Origin of the sequence: Flavobacterium gossypii (assembly GCF_014138495.1) — a bacterium.
Classification (GTDB): Bacteria; Bacteroidota; Bacteroidia; order Flavobacteriales; family Flavobacteriaceae; genus Flavobacterium; species Flavobacterium endophyticum.
In genome coordinates this window covers 580,147-593,512 of sequence record NZ_JACJIS010000001.1, presented here as the reverse complement: position 1 = coordinate 593,512, position 13,366 = coordinate 580,147, and the positions used below count along the sequence as shown (strand labels likewise).

General features: G+C 41.5%; 15 protein-coding genes. 4 read left to right on the top strand and 11 right to left on the bottom strand.

The genetic code is table 11. From position 1 onward, the window contains the following. Positions 1–36: 36 nt before the first annotated feature. Positions 37–684 carry an NAD(P)-dependent oxidoreductase gene (locus GGR22_RS02960; protein ID WP_182492500.1) on the bottom strand — a complete coding sequence of 216 codons (648 nt, stop codon included), beginning with the start codon at positions 682–684 and terminating at the stop codon, positions 37–39. A 55-nt stretch (positions 685–739) separates the two neighbouring features. Beyond that, on the bottom strand, positions 740–1,147 hold the full coding sequence (locus GGR22_RS02955) for an Rrf2 family transcriptional regulator (protein ID WP_121374895.1): 408 nt from the start codon (positions 1,145–1,147) through the stop codon (positions 740–742). A 138-nt stretch (positions 1,148–1,285) separates the two neighbouring features. Between GGR22_RS02955 and GGR22_RS02950 the strand changes: the two genes are divergently transcribed. The 4 genes from GGR22_RS02950 (at position 1,286) to GGR22_RS02935 (ending at position 5,760) form a co-directional block, all read left to right on the top strand. Next, positions 1,286–2,491 carry a multidrug effflux MFS transporter gene (locus tag GGR22_RS02950; RefSeq protein WP_182492499.1) on the top strand — a complete coding sequence of 402 codons (1,206 nt, stop codon included), beginning with the start codon at positions 1,286–1,288 and terminating at the stop codon, positions 2,489–2,491. Between the two features lie 43 nt (positions 2,492–2,534). After that, positions 2,535–3,752 (top strand): MFS transporter, encoded by a 1,218-nt coding sequence (locus tag GGR22_RS02945; protein ID WP_121374893.1) that lies wholly within the window; start codon positions 2,535–2,537, stop codon positions 3,750–3,752. A 72-nt stretch (positions 3,753–3,824) separates the two neighbouring features. Next, positions 3,825–4,256, top strand: coding sequence for a DoxX family protein (locus GGR22_RS02940; protein WP_121374892.1), 432 nt, complete (start codon positions 3,825–3,827; stop codon positions 4,254–4,256). 91 nt (positions 4,257–4,347) lie between these two features. Beyond that, positions 4,348–5,760 carry an FAD-binding oxidoreductase gene (locus tag GGR22_RS02935; protein WP_182492498.1) on the top strand — a complete coding sequence of 471 codons (1,413 nt, stop codon included), beginning with the start codon at positions 4,348–4,350 and terminating at the stop codon, positions 5,758–5,760. A 30-nt stretch (positions 5,761–5,790) separates the two neighbouring features. Here GGR22_RS02935 and GGR22_RS02930 read toward each other — a convergent pair whose 3' ends face one another. The 9 genes from GGR22_RS02930 to GGR22_RS02890 all read right to left on the bottom strand — a co-directional run bounded on the left by GGR22_RS02930 (position 5,791) and on the right by GGR22_RS02890 (position 13,322). Further along, positions 5,791–7,047, bottom strand: coding sequence for a cation:proton antiporter (locus tag GGR22_RS02930; RefSeq protein WP_121374890.1), 1,257 nt, complete (start codon positions 7,045–7,047; stop codon positions 5,791–5,793). 256 nt (positions 7,048–7,303) lie between these two features. Further along, on the bottom strand, positions 7,304–7,912 hold the full coding sequence (locus GGR22_RS02925) for a hypothetical protein (protein WP_182492497.1): 609 nt from the start codon (positions 7,910–7,912) through the stop codon (positions 7,304–7,306). 84 nt (positions 7,913–7,996) lie between these two features. After that, positions 7,997–8,596 carry an N-acetylmuramoyl-L-alanine amidase family protein gene (locus GGR22_RS02920; RefSeq protein WP_182492496.1) on the bottom strand — a complete coding sequence of 200 codons (600 nt, stop codon included), beginning with the start codon at positions 8,594–8,596 and terminating at the stop codon, positions 7,997–7,999. 23 nt (positions 8,597–8,619) lie between these two features. Beyond that, positions 8,620–9,129: a GNAT family N-acetyltransferase gene (locus tag GGR22_RS02915; protein WP_182492495.1), complete on the bottom strand. Its 510-nt coding sequence runs from the start codon at positions 9,127–9,129 to the stop codon at positions 8,620–8,622. Then, positions 9,126–9,581: a GNAT family N-acetyltransferase gene (locus GGR22_RS02910; RefSeq protein WP_182492494.1), complete on the bottom strand. Its 456-nt coding sequence runs from the start codon at positions 9,579–9,581 to the stop codon at positions 9,126–9,128. Before GGR22_RS02910 ends, GGR22_RS02915 begins: the two co-directional genes overlap by 4 nt. A 28-nt stretch (positions 9,582–9,609) precedes the next feature. Then, positions 9,610–10,101 carry a hypothetical protein gene (locus GGR22_RS02905; RefSeq protein ID WP_182492493.1) on the bottom strand — a complete coding sequence of 164 codons (492 nt, stop codon included), beginning with the start codon at positions 10,099–10,101 and terminating at the stop codon, positions 9,610–9,612. A gap of 31 nt (positions 10,102–10,132) precedes the next feature. Then, positions 10,133–11,305, bottom strand: a complete 1,173-nt coding sequence (gene wecB, locus GGR22_RS02900; RefSeq protein WP_182492492.1) for a non-hydrolyzing UDP-N-acetylglucosamine 2-epimerase — start codon at positions 11,303–11,305, stop codon at positions 10,133–10,135. Continuing rightward, complete coding sequence (locus GGR22_RS02895) at positions 11,302–12,483, bottom strand: glycosyltransferase family 4 protein (protein WP_182492491.1); 1,182 nt, start codon at positions 12,481–12,483, stop codon at positions 11,302–11,304. The genes wecB and GGR22_RS02895 overlap by 4 nt, the downstream gene beginning before the upstream one ends. Beyond that, the gene (locus tag GGR22_RS02890; protein WP_182492490.1) at positions 12,483–13,322 is read right to left on the bottom strand and encodes a DUF2334 domain-containing protein; all 840 of its coding nucleotides are present in this window, start codon (positions 13,320–13,322) and stop codon (positions 12,483–12,485) included. The genes GGR22_RS02895 and GGR22_RS02890 overlap by 1 nt, the downstream gene beginning before the upstream one ends. Between the last annotated feature and the right edge of the window lie 44 nt (positions 13,323–13,366).

Here is a 13,366-nt window from a genome sequence, read left to right as displayed (position 1 = left end):
GAATTTTTGTCTTATGCCTAAAACTTTAAAGCAAAATTAATAAGCAGCTGTGAAGCGAACTTGGTGGTGTTTTGGGTTTTCGACTTCATCAGCGATGACAACAGCAAGATCTTCTACCGAAAGTATGCTTCTTTGGTTAGTGTCAAAAACGGGATTGTCTAATCCAAGGCGATAGTTACCTGTTCGTCCGGTCGTGATGCCTTGGTGCATTTCAAATGCAGGGCTAAAAAAGGCCCAATCCAATTCTTTTTCTTCTTTTATTAAGTTGAGATAATCTCTTGCGGCTGTAGCTCCGGCATGATATTCTTTTGGGAAATCTGGTGTGTCCACTGCTTGAAGTCCCGGCGCGACAAATAGGCTTCCCGCTCCTCCAATAGTGATAAATCTTTTAACGCCTGAAAGTTTCACCGCTTCTTGGATTGCTTTGGATCCTGCAATAAAATCATCGTAAATGTTCGGGTTTGTCCAGCCTGGATTATAAGCGTTAACAACAGCATCATGACCTTTTAAAATTGTAGCCAATTCTTTTGTATTAAAAATGTCAGCCGAAATAGATTTCAAGTTTTCTTTCCCTGAATCTTTTGCATTTCTAGAAATTGCTGTCACCTCGTGGCCGCGATTTACCAATTCGTTTGTAATATTTGAGCCAACAAATCCTGTAGCTCCGATAATTGCGATTTTCATAAAAATATAAATTTAAAAGTAATAAAAAATGTTACAGTTTTAAGTAAAAAAATAGCTAGAACTTGTTAGAGAATTCTGTAAGGGAAATACCTCTCAGTTCTTTGCTAATTTTGTCATTGATGTCGATGTATAATTCGTCCAGCTTTTTATTGATGTTTTTTCCGACCGGACAATCCGGATTTGGATCGTTTTTAGAATAACCCAAGGTCACTCTTTCAAAAGTAAGCTTGAAAATATCATCTAAGCTGATGTTTTCTGCCGGTCTCAACAATTTTGTACCGCCGTTTTTTCCTTCTTTGCTTTCTACAATATGATGCTTTTTTAAGTTGGCGATCTCTTTGCGAATCAATACCGGATGCAGGTTCATGCTTCCTGCTAAAAAATCAGACGATAAAAATTCATCCGGAAATTTAGAGAGGAGCGTCAAGATATGAAGCGTTATTGCAAACTTGCCTGAAATCATACTGTAATAAAATATATTACAAATGTATGGCGATATGGATTGCGAAAAAAATATTTTGGCTTTTTTTTATGATAATGCAGTTGTCAATTAATTGTAGGTAATGCCGTAAATTTGCACTTCAATTATTCCTCCTACTTAATGACCACAAGACAAAAATACTCCATACTTTTTATACTCGGAGGATTATCAGCTTTAGCACCATTCAGCATCGACATGTACCTGCCTGCTTTCCCTGCCATAGCAAAAGGATTGGATACTGACATTTCTCAAGTTGCGCTTTCGCTGACAAGCTATTTCGTCGGAATCAGTATCGGACAGCTTTTTTACGGTCCGATAACCGATAAGTTTGGCAGAAAGAAACCGCTTGTTTTTGGTCTTACAATTTTTCTTTTGGCTTCTATCGGTTGTGCTTTGTCACCAACAATCAATTGGCTGATTGCCATGCGTGTTGTTTTGGCATTAGGCGGGTGTGTAGGAATGGTTGTAAGCAGGGCAGTAGTTCGTGACTTATTTCCAGTTTCCGAAATCGCAAAAATATTTTCAATCCTGATGCTGATTGTAGGAGTGGCACCCATCTTAGCACCGACTATCGGCGGCTGGGTACTGACTGTTTCGATCTGGAGAACCATCTTCTATTTCCTGACTGCTTTTAGCTTGATATTAATCTTAGCCGTAATCTTTTACCTGCCAGAAAGCAAAAATCCCGATCGCGCCAAATCGCTTAGAGCGGGCGATATCTTAAAGGATTATAGAGACGTGCTGCAAGAAAAAACCTTTTTGTTTTACGCTTTTGGCAGCAGTATTGCCATGGCGGGCATGTTTGCCTATATCAGCGGATCGCCTTTTGTGTTCATGAAATTCCATGATTTTACCGAAGCACAGTACGGCTGGGTTTTTGGTACAAATGCCATGGGATTCATTATTGGCAGTCAGCTCAACAGGGTGTTACTAAATAAGTTTACTTCCCTGCAAGTTATCACCTTTTCAAGCCTTACTTTATTGACGGTTTCAATACTTTTAATGACACTGCTAGGCCTAGACCTTTTGACCCCGGCACTACTGATTGCGATGATTTTTACCTTTTTGTTTTCACTCGGACTGCTGGTTCCAAACTGCACCGCTTTGGCTCTGGCACCGTTTACATACAACGCAGGAAGCGCTTCAGCATTGATAGGATTTATCCAAATGATTACAGGTGCGGGAGTTTCTGCATTGGTGAGCGTCTTGCATGATGGCACTAGGTTTCCGATGGCCTTCGGAATGTTTTTCTGCGGCACGATGTGCTTTTTTATCATCATGGTGCTGAACGTGAAAGTCAAGAAATGGAGGACAGAACTCGCTTAAAGGGAAGCGGGCCTGATTAGTTGATTTAATTATTTTAAAAATCATGAATACAACAAAACTAGATTTTGAAGCTCAAGAAAAAAGGGATCTTACTCAAAAAACAGTCTATCCGATTCTTTTTTCAATAGCCTTTGCGCATTTGTTAAACGACATGCTGCAGGCCGTCATACCCTCTGTCTACCCAATCTTAAAAGACAGCTATAGCCTGACGTTTACGCAGATCGGACTGATTACTTTTGCTTACCAAATGGCGGCTTCAATTTTGCAACCTTTTGTCGGCTTTTATACCGATAAGAAACCACAGCCGTATTCGCAGATATACGGCATGCTTTTTACCTTGTCGGGCATTATCCTGCTATCGTATGCCGCTAATTTTTATATCATCATCCTTTCGGTAATCTTGGTCGGAATCGGTTCGTCTATCTTTCATCCTGAAGCCTCAAGGATTTCCTTTTTAGCCTCAGGCGGCAAGCGCGGATTGGCACAATCGGTATTTCAATTAGGAGGAAATGCAGGAACGGCAATCGGACCCTTATTGGTCGCTTTGATTGTAGTGCCGAATTCGCAGAAATACATCCTGTCTTTTGTAATCGTTGCCGTCATCGCTTTGTTTGTTTTGGGCAGCATCGCACGCTGGTATGACAACCATCTTACGCTAAGATCCAAAAAGAAAGTAGAAGTCGTCTTGCCGGACCTGTCGCAAAAAAGGATTGTCATTTCAGTAATCATCTTATTGGTATTGATCTTCTCTAAGTTCTTCTACATGGCAAGCATGTCTAGCTATTTTACGTTCTATCTGATTGAAAAGTTCAATCTTTCTGTTCAAGACGCACAATTCCACCTATTCTTGTTTCTGGCTTCTTGTGCTTTAGGAACACTGCTGGGTGGACCTTTGGGCGATAAATTCGGAAGAAAATACGTCATCTGGTTCTCGGTTCTCGGAGCAGCGCCTTTTGCCTTGTTCCTGCCGTATGCCGACTTGTTCTGGACTGGAATCTTGTCTGTGGTTATCGGAATCATCATTTCTTCGGCTTTCCCAGCCATCTTAGTATATGCACAAGAGTTGTTGCCTAAAAAACTCGGAATGGTTTCTGGGCTTTTCTACGGCTTTGCTTTCGGTATGGGAGGCCTTGGCTCGGCTTTGCTTGGTTATACGGCAGATCATATCGGTATCGAAGCGGTGTACAAGATATGCGCCTATCTGCCATTGATCGGAATCATTGCCTTGTTCCTTCCAAATCTCAAGAAGAAGAAAATTTAGTCCCGGCTGCCATTTTTATCTTGTTAATTTTTGTAAATTTATAGGGTGTAGAACCCATAAATTACAGCTATTATGATGAAAATTTTTAGTACCGCACAGAACAAGAATCTTTCCAACATCATGCTTTTTATTGTGAGGGCTACGGTCAGCAGTTTTATGCTGGTTCATGGCGTGGAAAAATTCGATACGCTTTATGCCGGCGCGCCTTTTGAGTTTCCCGATCCTTTGGGAGTAGGAACCACGGCATCCTTATCGCTGGCTGTTTTTGCAGAAGTTTTATGTTCGGGTCTGCTTTTTGTAGGATTCGCGACACGATTGGTTACCATTCCGCTCATCATCACCATGTTTTTTGCAGTCTTCGTGATTCATGGAGCCGACGGATTTGACAACCAAGAATTAGGAGGACTCTACCTCTTGATTTATGTGCTCTTGTTGGTCACAGGTAGCGGCAAATATTCTGTCGACCATTTCATCTATAAAAATACAAGGCCCGCAAAACCTTGATTTATTTAAAACAAAACCTTTTCTGGCGTAATGCCGCAATCAAATAAATAGTATTTTTGAAAATCATTTATTGATTTTTGAAACTGCTATCATGAAGACCGAACTGCTTTCTAAAGAAATGATCAGCCAGCTGCAAGAAATTGTAGGCGAGTCCTTTCTTTTTCTAGATGAAGAAACCCGAAATAATTATGGACATGACGAAACGGAAGATTATGTTTTTCCGCCCAGCGTAGTCTTAAAGCCCGCTTCTGCTGAAGAAATTGCGGCCATACTAAAGCTGGCCAATCAGTATGCTATTCCCGTAACGCCTATCGGAGGAAAGACTGGCCTGAGCGGCGGTGCCCTGAGCATCTACCAAGGCATAGGGCTTTCGATGGAACGTTTTAATAAAATCCTTCATATCGACGAACAGAATCTTCAGGTTATTGTTGAGCCAGGTGTGGTAACCCAGACGTTGCAGGAAGCCGTTCTTGAAAAAGGCTTGTTTTATCCGCCAGACCCGAGCAGTCGCGGCAGCTGTTTTATTGGCGGTAATGTGGCCGAAAATGCAGGAGGGGCAAGAGCCGTAAAATATGGCGTGACCAAAGATTATGTATTGAATCTGGAAGTCGTTCTGCCTACAGGCGAAATCATCTGGACCGGAGCCAATACGCTGAAAAACTCTACAGGTTATAATCTGACACAGTTGATGGTAGGCAGCGAAGGCACTTTGGGAATCATTACCAAAATCGTCATGAAGCTGCTGCCAAAGAATTCTCATAATATACTGATGCTTGTTCCTTTCTTTAATTCGGGACAGGCTTGCGAAGCGGTTGCCCAAATCTTTAAGGCAGGCATAACGCCAAGTGCCTTAGAATTTATGGAACGCGATGCGATCGATTGGACACTGCGGTTTGTGGATGGTGTCAGCCTGAATATAAAAGACGAAGTACAGGCGCACCTGCTGATTGAGGTTGACGGCAATTATCCTGACGTGTTGTTTTCTGAGGCTGAAAAAATCACAGAAGTGTTGGAGCAGTTTGCTATCGATGAAATTCTTTTTGCCGATTCTGAAGACCAGAAAAATGCGTTGTGGAAGCTGAGAAGAGCGGTAGGCGAAGCCGTCAAGTCGAATTCAATCTATAAAGAAGAAGACACGGTCGTACCGCGCTACGAACTGCCGAAACTGCTTGAAGGCATCAAGAGCATAGGAAACAAATACGGTTTTAAATCGGTGTGCTACGGACATGCGGGCGACGGAAACCTTCACGTAAATATCGTTAAAGGCACCATGTCTGACGAAGACTGGAAGACCGAAATACCAAAAGGCATCCGCGAGATTTTTGAATTGACGGTTTCGCTAAAAGGTACCTTGTCTGGCGAACACGGCATCGGCTATGTACAGAAAAATTATATGGACATTGCTTTTTCGCCTGTACAATTACAGCTGATGAAAGGCATAAAGGCTATTTTTGATCCTAACGGCATCTTAAATCCGGGCAAAGTATTGCCGGATTCCTTATAAAAAAAGGAGCTTCAAACGAAGCTCCTTTTTTTATAGTGTGGCCGACTTGGCTTTTGGCAGCAGCTTGTTGGCCAGCTTGCCGATGGTGAGTCCTTGTACGATTATTGAAAATACGACTACAAAATAGGTAATCGCCAAGATGATTTTTTTATGCGGACCTTCTTCTATCGAAAGGGCCAAGGCAATAGAAACACCGCCGCGCAGCCCTCCCCAGACTAATATTTTTATGGTAGACGATTCAAATTTCTTTTTAAAAGGAATAATCTTGGTCGGAATCCAAAGCGATACAAAACGGCAAAACAGCACGATAAAGATACAGATAAGCCCGATAGACCAAAAGCTTAAGATGTTCGGGATAAGCAATAATTCAAAGCCGATAAAAAGGAAAAGGATGGCGTTGAGGATTTCGTCAATCAGTTCCCAAAACTTGTTCAGGTAATCTTTTGTAGTAGCCGACATGGCTGTCTTTTTTCCGTAGTTTCCGATAATGATTCCGGCAGCCACCATCGTTAGCGGACCCGAAATGTGCATGGCTTGGGCAATCAGATAACCGCCCATCACGACAGACAGCGTAATCAATACTGATACTTTATAATCGTCTACTTTTCGCATGGCTTTGCTAGACTGTACGCCCAGAACAGTTCCGAGCAAAAATCCGCCCAAGGCTTCGCGTATGAGCAGCCAAGAAACGTGTGGCAGCGAAAAGTCGCTCGCCGGATCTTGTGCCAGCTTTAGGATTACGGCAAAAATTACGACCGCCACACCGTCATTAAACAGCGATTCTCCGGCAATTTTTGTTTCTAATGATTTCGGCACTTTGGCATCTTTTAGGATGCTCAGTACCGCAATCGGGTCGGTAGGCGAAATTAGGGCTCCAAACAGCAGGCAGTAGATAAACGGCAGGTTGATATGGAGCAGGTCGGTAGCAAAGTCAAGAATAAGCCCGATAGCAAACGTAGAGATCAGCACGCTGATGGTAGAAAAGACCATGATAGGGCCTCGCTGCTCGCGCAGGTCTTTAAGGTTAACGTGGATGGCGCCGGCAAAAAGCAGAAAGTTTAGCATGGCGCCCATCAATACTTCGGTAAAATCAAACTCGGCAATGAGTTTGGAGAAATTCATGAATGTTTTTGGAAAAATAGTACCGGTCACTACCAGCAATATCGAGCTGATCATGGCAATAATCATGATTCCGATGGTAGCCGGAAGCTTGAGAAACCGAATGTTGAGGTAGGCAAAAAAAGAGGCCAGTACGATGAGTACCGAGAACGAGTAGTATAATTCCATAGTTGATTATATTGATGATTTTGGCATTCTTACAAATATAAAAAACGAGGGTTAAAACGGGCAGGGATTGGTTCTTTTTTAGAAAATTTTGGCAAAAAAAAATCCCCAACGAATTGGGGATGGCTAACTAATCTCTTTTTGGATTGTTTTTCTTTTCTCTTTTTTCCTCTTTTTTTTCCTTAGCGGTCTTTAGAGGTTCTTTTTTTACGTTTTTCTTTGCGTCTTGACTCTTTGCCATAATTTTTAGTTTTAGAGGTTATTTTTTTTGTATCACAGCTTCTCCTGCTGCAGGCCCAAGCCCCAGCTCGGTTTTTATTTTTTCATTAAAGATCATCGGAAAGATTTGGTCGCTATACGTCAGGTACTTCCACTCTTTGTTTGTTGTTTCGTCGGCAACGGCAATTAGTTTTGATCTTGCCTTAATGTCCATCGTTTTGTTTGGTGCATCATAAACAACATCTTGCGTATTCATCGTGGCCTTGAACGAATCGATATAGGATTGTATTTCTTCTGCCGGAATAGGCTCGTCCCAAATGATCTTAAATGCAGTGTCGTGGTTGATTACAGAAAACGACTGGTTGCCGATTTTTTTAATGTCGCCAAAAACAAAATTCGGAGCTACGGGCATCAGCTTGACTTTAAAACCTTCATTTTCCTCAAATGTCTTCTTCAAGGTAGTGAGCATGGTTTCTTTAGGAACAATGTCAAATAGTTTCGGATAGATCATCTCCATCATCATGGTATAGTCGAGCTTGACCGTAATATCGTAATACTTTTGTGCATTTGCCTTTAGCGAGGCTGCGTCTTGAGAGAATCCTTGAAAGGAAACCAACAGCACGGCGACGATATAAAGTAGCTTTTTCATGTTTTTTTTTATTTCAAATATAAATTAAAAATCCTCTGGCGGCAGGCTGGCAAGAGGATTTTATGTTTTATTTATAATTTTTGCTTATCGGTTCAGATAGCCTACAATCTTTTCTGCAATTTCTTTCTGTCCGCTGTCGCTGGTAAGATAGCCTCGGTCTTCTGCATTAGATAAAAAGCCTAGTTCTAAAGTTATGGCGGTAGTCTTGGCCTTTTTTAATACGGCAAACGGTGCGGTCTTTACGCCCCTGCTTTTCAGCTTGTCGGTAGACAATAGCGCGACCAATTCTTCTGCTTTGGCTTTAGAATCTTCAAACTTTTCGTTAGCGTCGCATACAAAAGCCTCAATGCCGCTGGCCGTTTCGTTTTTGCTTTGGTTTACATGTAACGAAAGTACCAGATCGGGCTGCAGCTGGTTGATCTTGTCAATCCTGTCCTGTAGTGAGCTAAACTCATCATTGTCGCGGGTCAGTACAATCTCGATCTCGCTGTTTCGGTTTAAGGCGGCAATCTTTTTGGCAATTTTTGAGACGATTTCTTTTTCGGAGTGGAAACCGTAGGTAGAGCCGATGTCGTGCCCGCCGTGTCCGGCATCAATCACGATTAATTTTTTACTGCCAGGAGTCGTAAACGACATTGTAAAGGCGAGCAGGGCGATTCCTAAAATTCTAAAGGTGTTTTTCATCATTTTAAGTTTAGGGTTGTAGTCTAAAACGATGAATGTATGAAAATATTTGCCAAAAAGGAAATAATCGTCGAAAAAGTCATGCCGTCGTCTTTGCGTTTTCTCCAATCGGCGGCTGTCATCTCAAATTTGATTTCGCCTTTTCCGTGTAAGCCAATTTCTTTCCAGCCGCGTTTTCTATAAAAAGCTTCGGCGCGGGTATTGGGGGAAGTACCGAGCCAGACCTTTTGGCTTGTCTGCGAGAAATACCAGTCGAGCATATCGTCGTGCAATTTTTTTCCGATGCCTTGCTGTTCGTAATCCGGATGCAGGAACAGCGCCCAGATGTTGTTATCCTGAAGGTCGGCAATGGCAAAACCTACGATACTGCCGTCGATTTCGCACACCCAGCCTTTTCCTCTCGAAAAGAGAAATTCTTCGCAGTCTTGGTCGGTAACAAGGCCAGGGTCGGACAAGGTGTTTTCTTTGACCGAATTCCTGACTTTTTGTATTTGTGGGATGTCTTCTAGCTTTGCTTCTCTAAATTGTTTCATATCGTATTTTTTATCAAGTTCATGTGCAGGATAGGATAGGGCTTGCCGAATCCGTCTGTTTCTGAGACCTTATAGGTCTGGAAACCGAAGCGTTCATAAAAGCCTACGGCCTGCGCATTGTCTTGGTTTACGTCTACTTTGGTAATCTTGAGTTCCTGCAGGGCATACAGCAACAGCGTCTTGCCGATGCCTTTTCCGCGGGTGTCGGCATGCACAAAAAGCATTTCGAGATTTCCGTCTGCGGTGCCTATAAAGCCGAGTATCAGTCCATTTTCATCCTTAAGGCTTTTTAAGGCCACAGCGTTCAAGAACTGCGGCATCAGGTTCTTATAAAATTCAAAATCTTCTCCTTTCAAAAAATGGTGCGTGGCCTTAACGGCCGATTCCCAGACCTGCACGAGCCTATCGTATTCCTGCTCTGTGACGTTTTGTAGGGTATAATGTAGGGGCATTTTGTTTGTTTCTTTTTAAGCCAGACTTCTAAAATTTCAGGATCTCGTCGGCACTGTTGCATCGAATGTTGAGCGCTTCGCACAGTTCTTTAATGCGGGGCACGTCTTCGGCATATACAAGCATCAGCTGGATGTTGTCGCCATAGCTGTCGCCGATCTCGATAAGTTCCAGCTCGGGATATTCTTTTTTGATCTCGGCCGTAACCCACTGGATATAGTCGGCGGCATTGAGCTTTTTTTCATAGGGATAGGCCGGAAGGTCGCCTTCCAGCTCATCGACAATCAGCTCATGAATCTCGTCGATCTTGTCGCCGATAATCATAAACTCGCCAATTTCGTTAGAAACGGCATACTGCACAATGCCTTCGGGATCGGCTTCCAGCAGCCACTCGGCTTCGTTATCATCGAGATACTGCTTTGGATTGTCGACTGCCAATTGCAGGGCCGTCCACATATCGTCTTCGTTTTCGAGTTCAAAATCGGCCAAAAGCAGGCCAATGAGTTCTTTTATTTTTTCCATTTGTTTTGAAGAGTGTTTAGGAGCTGTTTATCTAAGCTAAAGGTACTGAAAAGGCAGTATTAAGAGGTGTATCTTTGGCTGTTTTTATATCCATTTTTTGTATTTCTTCAATTATCTTTTCAACTGCAGTTCCATTTCCAAAAGGATTGTTAACCAGGCATTTGCTCTCATAATATTCTGAGTCGTTTAATAATTTTTTTGCTTCAGAGACAATAGCATCATGAACAGGACCTACTAAGATAGAAGACCCTATCTCTACTGCTTCTTGCCTTTCGGTAGAAAAGCGGGTAACCAAAACCGGCTTACCTAAATAAGGAGCTTCTTCTTGAATGCCTCCAGAATCGGTAATAATAAGGTGAGAATTGTCTAGTAAGTATACAAAGGATAGGTAATCAATCTGGCCGACAAGAAATACATTTGGAATACCTTCAAGTTCTTGCTCAATATGTTTTTTGCTATTTGGATTGTGGTGTATCGGAAATAATACCTGAATATTTTCTGTAGCTACCAGCGTTTTTATAGCCTTACATATATTTTCAATTCCTTCGCCATGATTTTCACGACGATGGGCAGTAACTATCACCAGTTTTTTATCTTCTTGCAGGAAAGAAAATTTTTGCAGTACTTCTTTTTTCAAGGAAGGATCTTGCTGCATTCTTTCTTTTATAAAGAATAAGGCATCAACACCTGTGTTGCCGCACAGAACTATATTTTCTTTCGGAATGTTTTCATTTAATAAATTTTGCTGTGCTCTTGTTGTAGGAGCAAAATTTATGTTGGAGATCATTGCGGTTACTCTTCGAGACATTTCTTCTGGAAAAGGCGAATAGATATCGCCTGTTCTCAAGCCTGCTTCTATATGAATTACTTTTACTTTTTCGTAAAATGCGGCCAAACAGGTGGTGAACGAGGTAGCCGTATCACCTTGCGAAACCATCAAGTCGGGCTTAAATTCGACAATGAGTTTTTGCAATCCGATTAAGATTTTTGCGGATAGCTCGCTAAGGCTTTGGTTGGGCGACATGACATTTAAATTATAATCGGGTTTTACTCCAAAAACAGCAAGGGCTTGATCCATTATTTCAGCATGTTGGCCGGTAGAACATATGGCTACTTCGAATCCTTTTATCTCGCGTAATTTTACTGCTAGAGGAATTGTCTTAATTACTTCTGGTCTGGTTCCAATAACGACTAGTATTTTCATGTTTTTTTATAAATTTCTAAAGTTTGTTGTGCTATAGATTCCCACGAATATTTTTCTCTGAATTCGAGGGTATTGATTGGCAGATTTGTATCAGGCCAATTATGGACTATTCTGGTAATTTCGTCTGCTATTTTTTGAGCATCCTTTTGGGGTACCAGCCAGCCATTTTCATTTGTTTTGATGATTTCGGGAAGCCCTCCGACATCAGTTGCCAGGACGGGTATGCCGCAAGAAATCAGCTCAATAGAAAAGAGGCTCATTCCTTCCATTAGTGACGGAATAACCCCAATATCGCTTATGTTTATAAGTGGGATTAATTTATCGTGGTCTAGATTTCCGTAGAGCCTAAAATCGACGCCTATGCATCTGTCTAATTCTGATTGGACTTGTTTTTTATACAATTGAAAGTCTTCGGCATCATTTCCGGCAAATAAAAAAACAGATTTCTGCTTTATGTCATCGCTTAATAAATTGAGTGCTTTTGCTAGATATAGCACTCCTTTTGTAGGCGCCCATCTTCTAGCACATAAAAACACTACTTTTTTTTCTAGCCCCTGTTCTGTTTTTAATTTTATCTTTTCGTCAGACGCAATTTCTTTAAAGCCATCGGTATCAAATCCGTTAGAAATAAAATAACTGTTATTCTGGAGAGGCAGTAGGTTCTGGCTTGGGGCAATAATAGCATTAAAATGTGCCAAGAAATGACTTTGCAGATAACGGGTTATTCTGGTTTTTTGGAGGAACAAATATTCTCCGTAATGATTCGTAAAGATGATCTTGAATTTTTTTGAAATTTTCCGACTCAGCCTAACGCTTGAAAGATAATCGTGCTGGTGTATGATATCTGGATTAATATCTTGTACCAGCTTTAGTTTTCCAGAAACCCTCAAATTTTGCCGTAGTCTTTCAAAAGGCGTAATTACAAAGCCCAGGCCTCCGCTCTCGAAAGTTTTAAGTTTCTGAGCTATCTTATAGACAGGGTCTTTGACTTCTAACATATGCCAATCAATACCGTTGCGGTTTTCAACAGTCAGATGGTTTCTGTTCGATAAAGAAAAAGTCAGCACGCTAGGCATATGCCCTAGCTTTTGCTGTTGCTGTACCAGATATTTAATATGGTATTCGACGCCGCCTATCTGCCCTTCATTTTTTTCGCGATAAATATGTAGAATTTTCATTAGATATGCCTGCTTATGTTTTGTAAGCTTTCTATTGTATAGCCCTTACTTAGGCTTATTTCTATCATTTGAGAAAGAATTTCTAGTTCTTTAATACCGATATAAAACGGATGATCAAATACCATCTTATAATTTCCTTCGGTGTCTAGCTGCCTTTTAAATTCAGACAGAATTTCTTCGGATGAATAGCCTAATGCTCTCAAATTTTCGACAAATCCAACGTTTCCGTGTTTTCCTATCACATTGGTTGGAAAATGGATAAAGCCCGAAACTTCTTTATTGGGCTGGTGGGTAGCAGAATACTCATCGGCTAAGATGGAGAATCCTCTTTGTTTGAGCAGTTTTTCTATTCCGATGGGCGACTGCCAGCATGGCGAGGCAAAAGAAACAGGAGCTGGAAGCTGTTGCTGCCTGAAATGGCCCAAGCCATAGTCTATTTCTTGAAGGATTTTTTGTTCACTCCAATTTTTAGCATTTTTCTCCCACAGGGCATGATTTTTTCCGCCATGTAGTCCCAATTCATGCCCATGTGCTATTATATCGTGAAGTATAGTTTTATGAACAGCTCCGATCCTAGGATTGAGCAGCAACGCTGTAGCACTATTGGCGGCTCCCAGCTTGCTAAACATAGAGAAAGTTCCATTTGCTGTTTTTTTGCCCGAAAATTGTGCTTTGATCTTTTCTCTTAAAAATAGGGAGCGGTCAAACGATCTTCCCATACTTACAAAAAAGGTACCCCTTGCATCATAGGCTTCAAATAGCTTAAGCAAATTAGGGACGCCTTCTCTCAGGCAGATATGAGTATCTATATCGAATCTAAAACAAATATATTTTTTCACTTAAGAAATTCTAAACTATTTATATCAAACAGGCTTGCATGGAT

What these genes read in the sequence shown, in the direction of transcription:
- GGR22_RS02960 (WP_182492500.1), bottom strand. Translation starts at nt 684, where the DNA reads ATGAAAATCGCAATTATCGGAGCTACAGGATTTGTTGGCTCAAATATT.
- GGR22_RS02955 (WP_121374895.1), bottom strand. Translation starts at nt 1,147, where the DNA reads ATGATTTCAGGCAAGTTTGCAATAACGCTTCATATCTTGACGCTCCTC.
- GGR22_RS02950 (WP_182492499.1), top strand. Translation starts at nt 1,286, where the DNA reads ATGACCACAAGACAAAAATACTCCATACTTTTTATACTCGGAGGATTA.
- GGR22_RS02945 (WP_121374893.1), top strand. Translation starts at nt 2,535, where the DNA reads ATGAATACAACAAAACTAGATTTTGAAGCTCAAGAAAAAAGGGATCTT.
- GGR22_RS02940 (WP_121374892.1), top strand. Translation starts at nt 3,825, where the DNA reads ATGATGAAAATTTTTAGTACCGCACAGAACAAGAATCTTTCCAACATC.
- GGR22_RS02935 (WP_182492498.1), top strand. Translation starts at nt 4,348, where the DNA reads ATGAAGACCGAACTGCTTTCTAAAGAAATGATCAGCCAGCTGCAAGAA.
- GGR22_RS02930 (WP_121374890.1), bottom strand. Translation starts at nt 7,047, where the DNA reads ATGGAATTATACTACTCGTTCTCGGTACTCATCGTACTGGCCTCTTTT.
- GGR22_RS02925 (WP_182492497.1), bottom strand. Translation starts at nt 7,912, where the DNA reads ATGAAAAAGCTACTTTATATCGTCGCCGTGCTGTTGGTTTCCTTTCAA.
- GGR22_RS02920 (WP_182492496.1), bottom strand. Translation starts at nt 8,596, where the DNA reads ATGAAAAACACCTTTAGAATTTTAGGAATCGCCCTGCTCGCCTTTACA.
- GGR22_RS02915 (WP_182492495.1), bottom strand. Translation starts at nt 9,129, where the DNA reads ATGAAACAATTTAGAGAAGCAAAGCTAGAAGACATCCCACAAATACAA.
- GGR22_RS02910 (WP_182492494.1), bottom strand. Translation starts at nt 9,581, where the DNA reads ATGCCCCTACATTATACCCTACAAAACGTCACAGAGCAGGAATACGAT.
- GGR22_RS02905 (WP_182492493.1), bottom strand. Translation starts at nt 10,101, where the DNA reads ATGGAAAAAATAAAAGAACTCATTGGCCTGCTTTTGGCCGATTTTGAA.
- wecB (WP_182492492.1), bottom strand. Translation starts at nt 11,305, where the DNA reads ATGAAAATACTAGTCGTTATTGGAACCAGACCAGAAGTAATTAAGACA.
- GGR22_RS02895 (WP_182492491.1), bottom strand. Translation starts at nt 12,483, where the DNA reads ATGAAAATTCTACATATTTATCGCGAAAAAAATGAAGGGCAGATAGGC.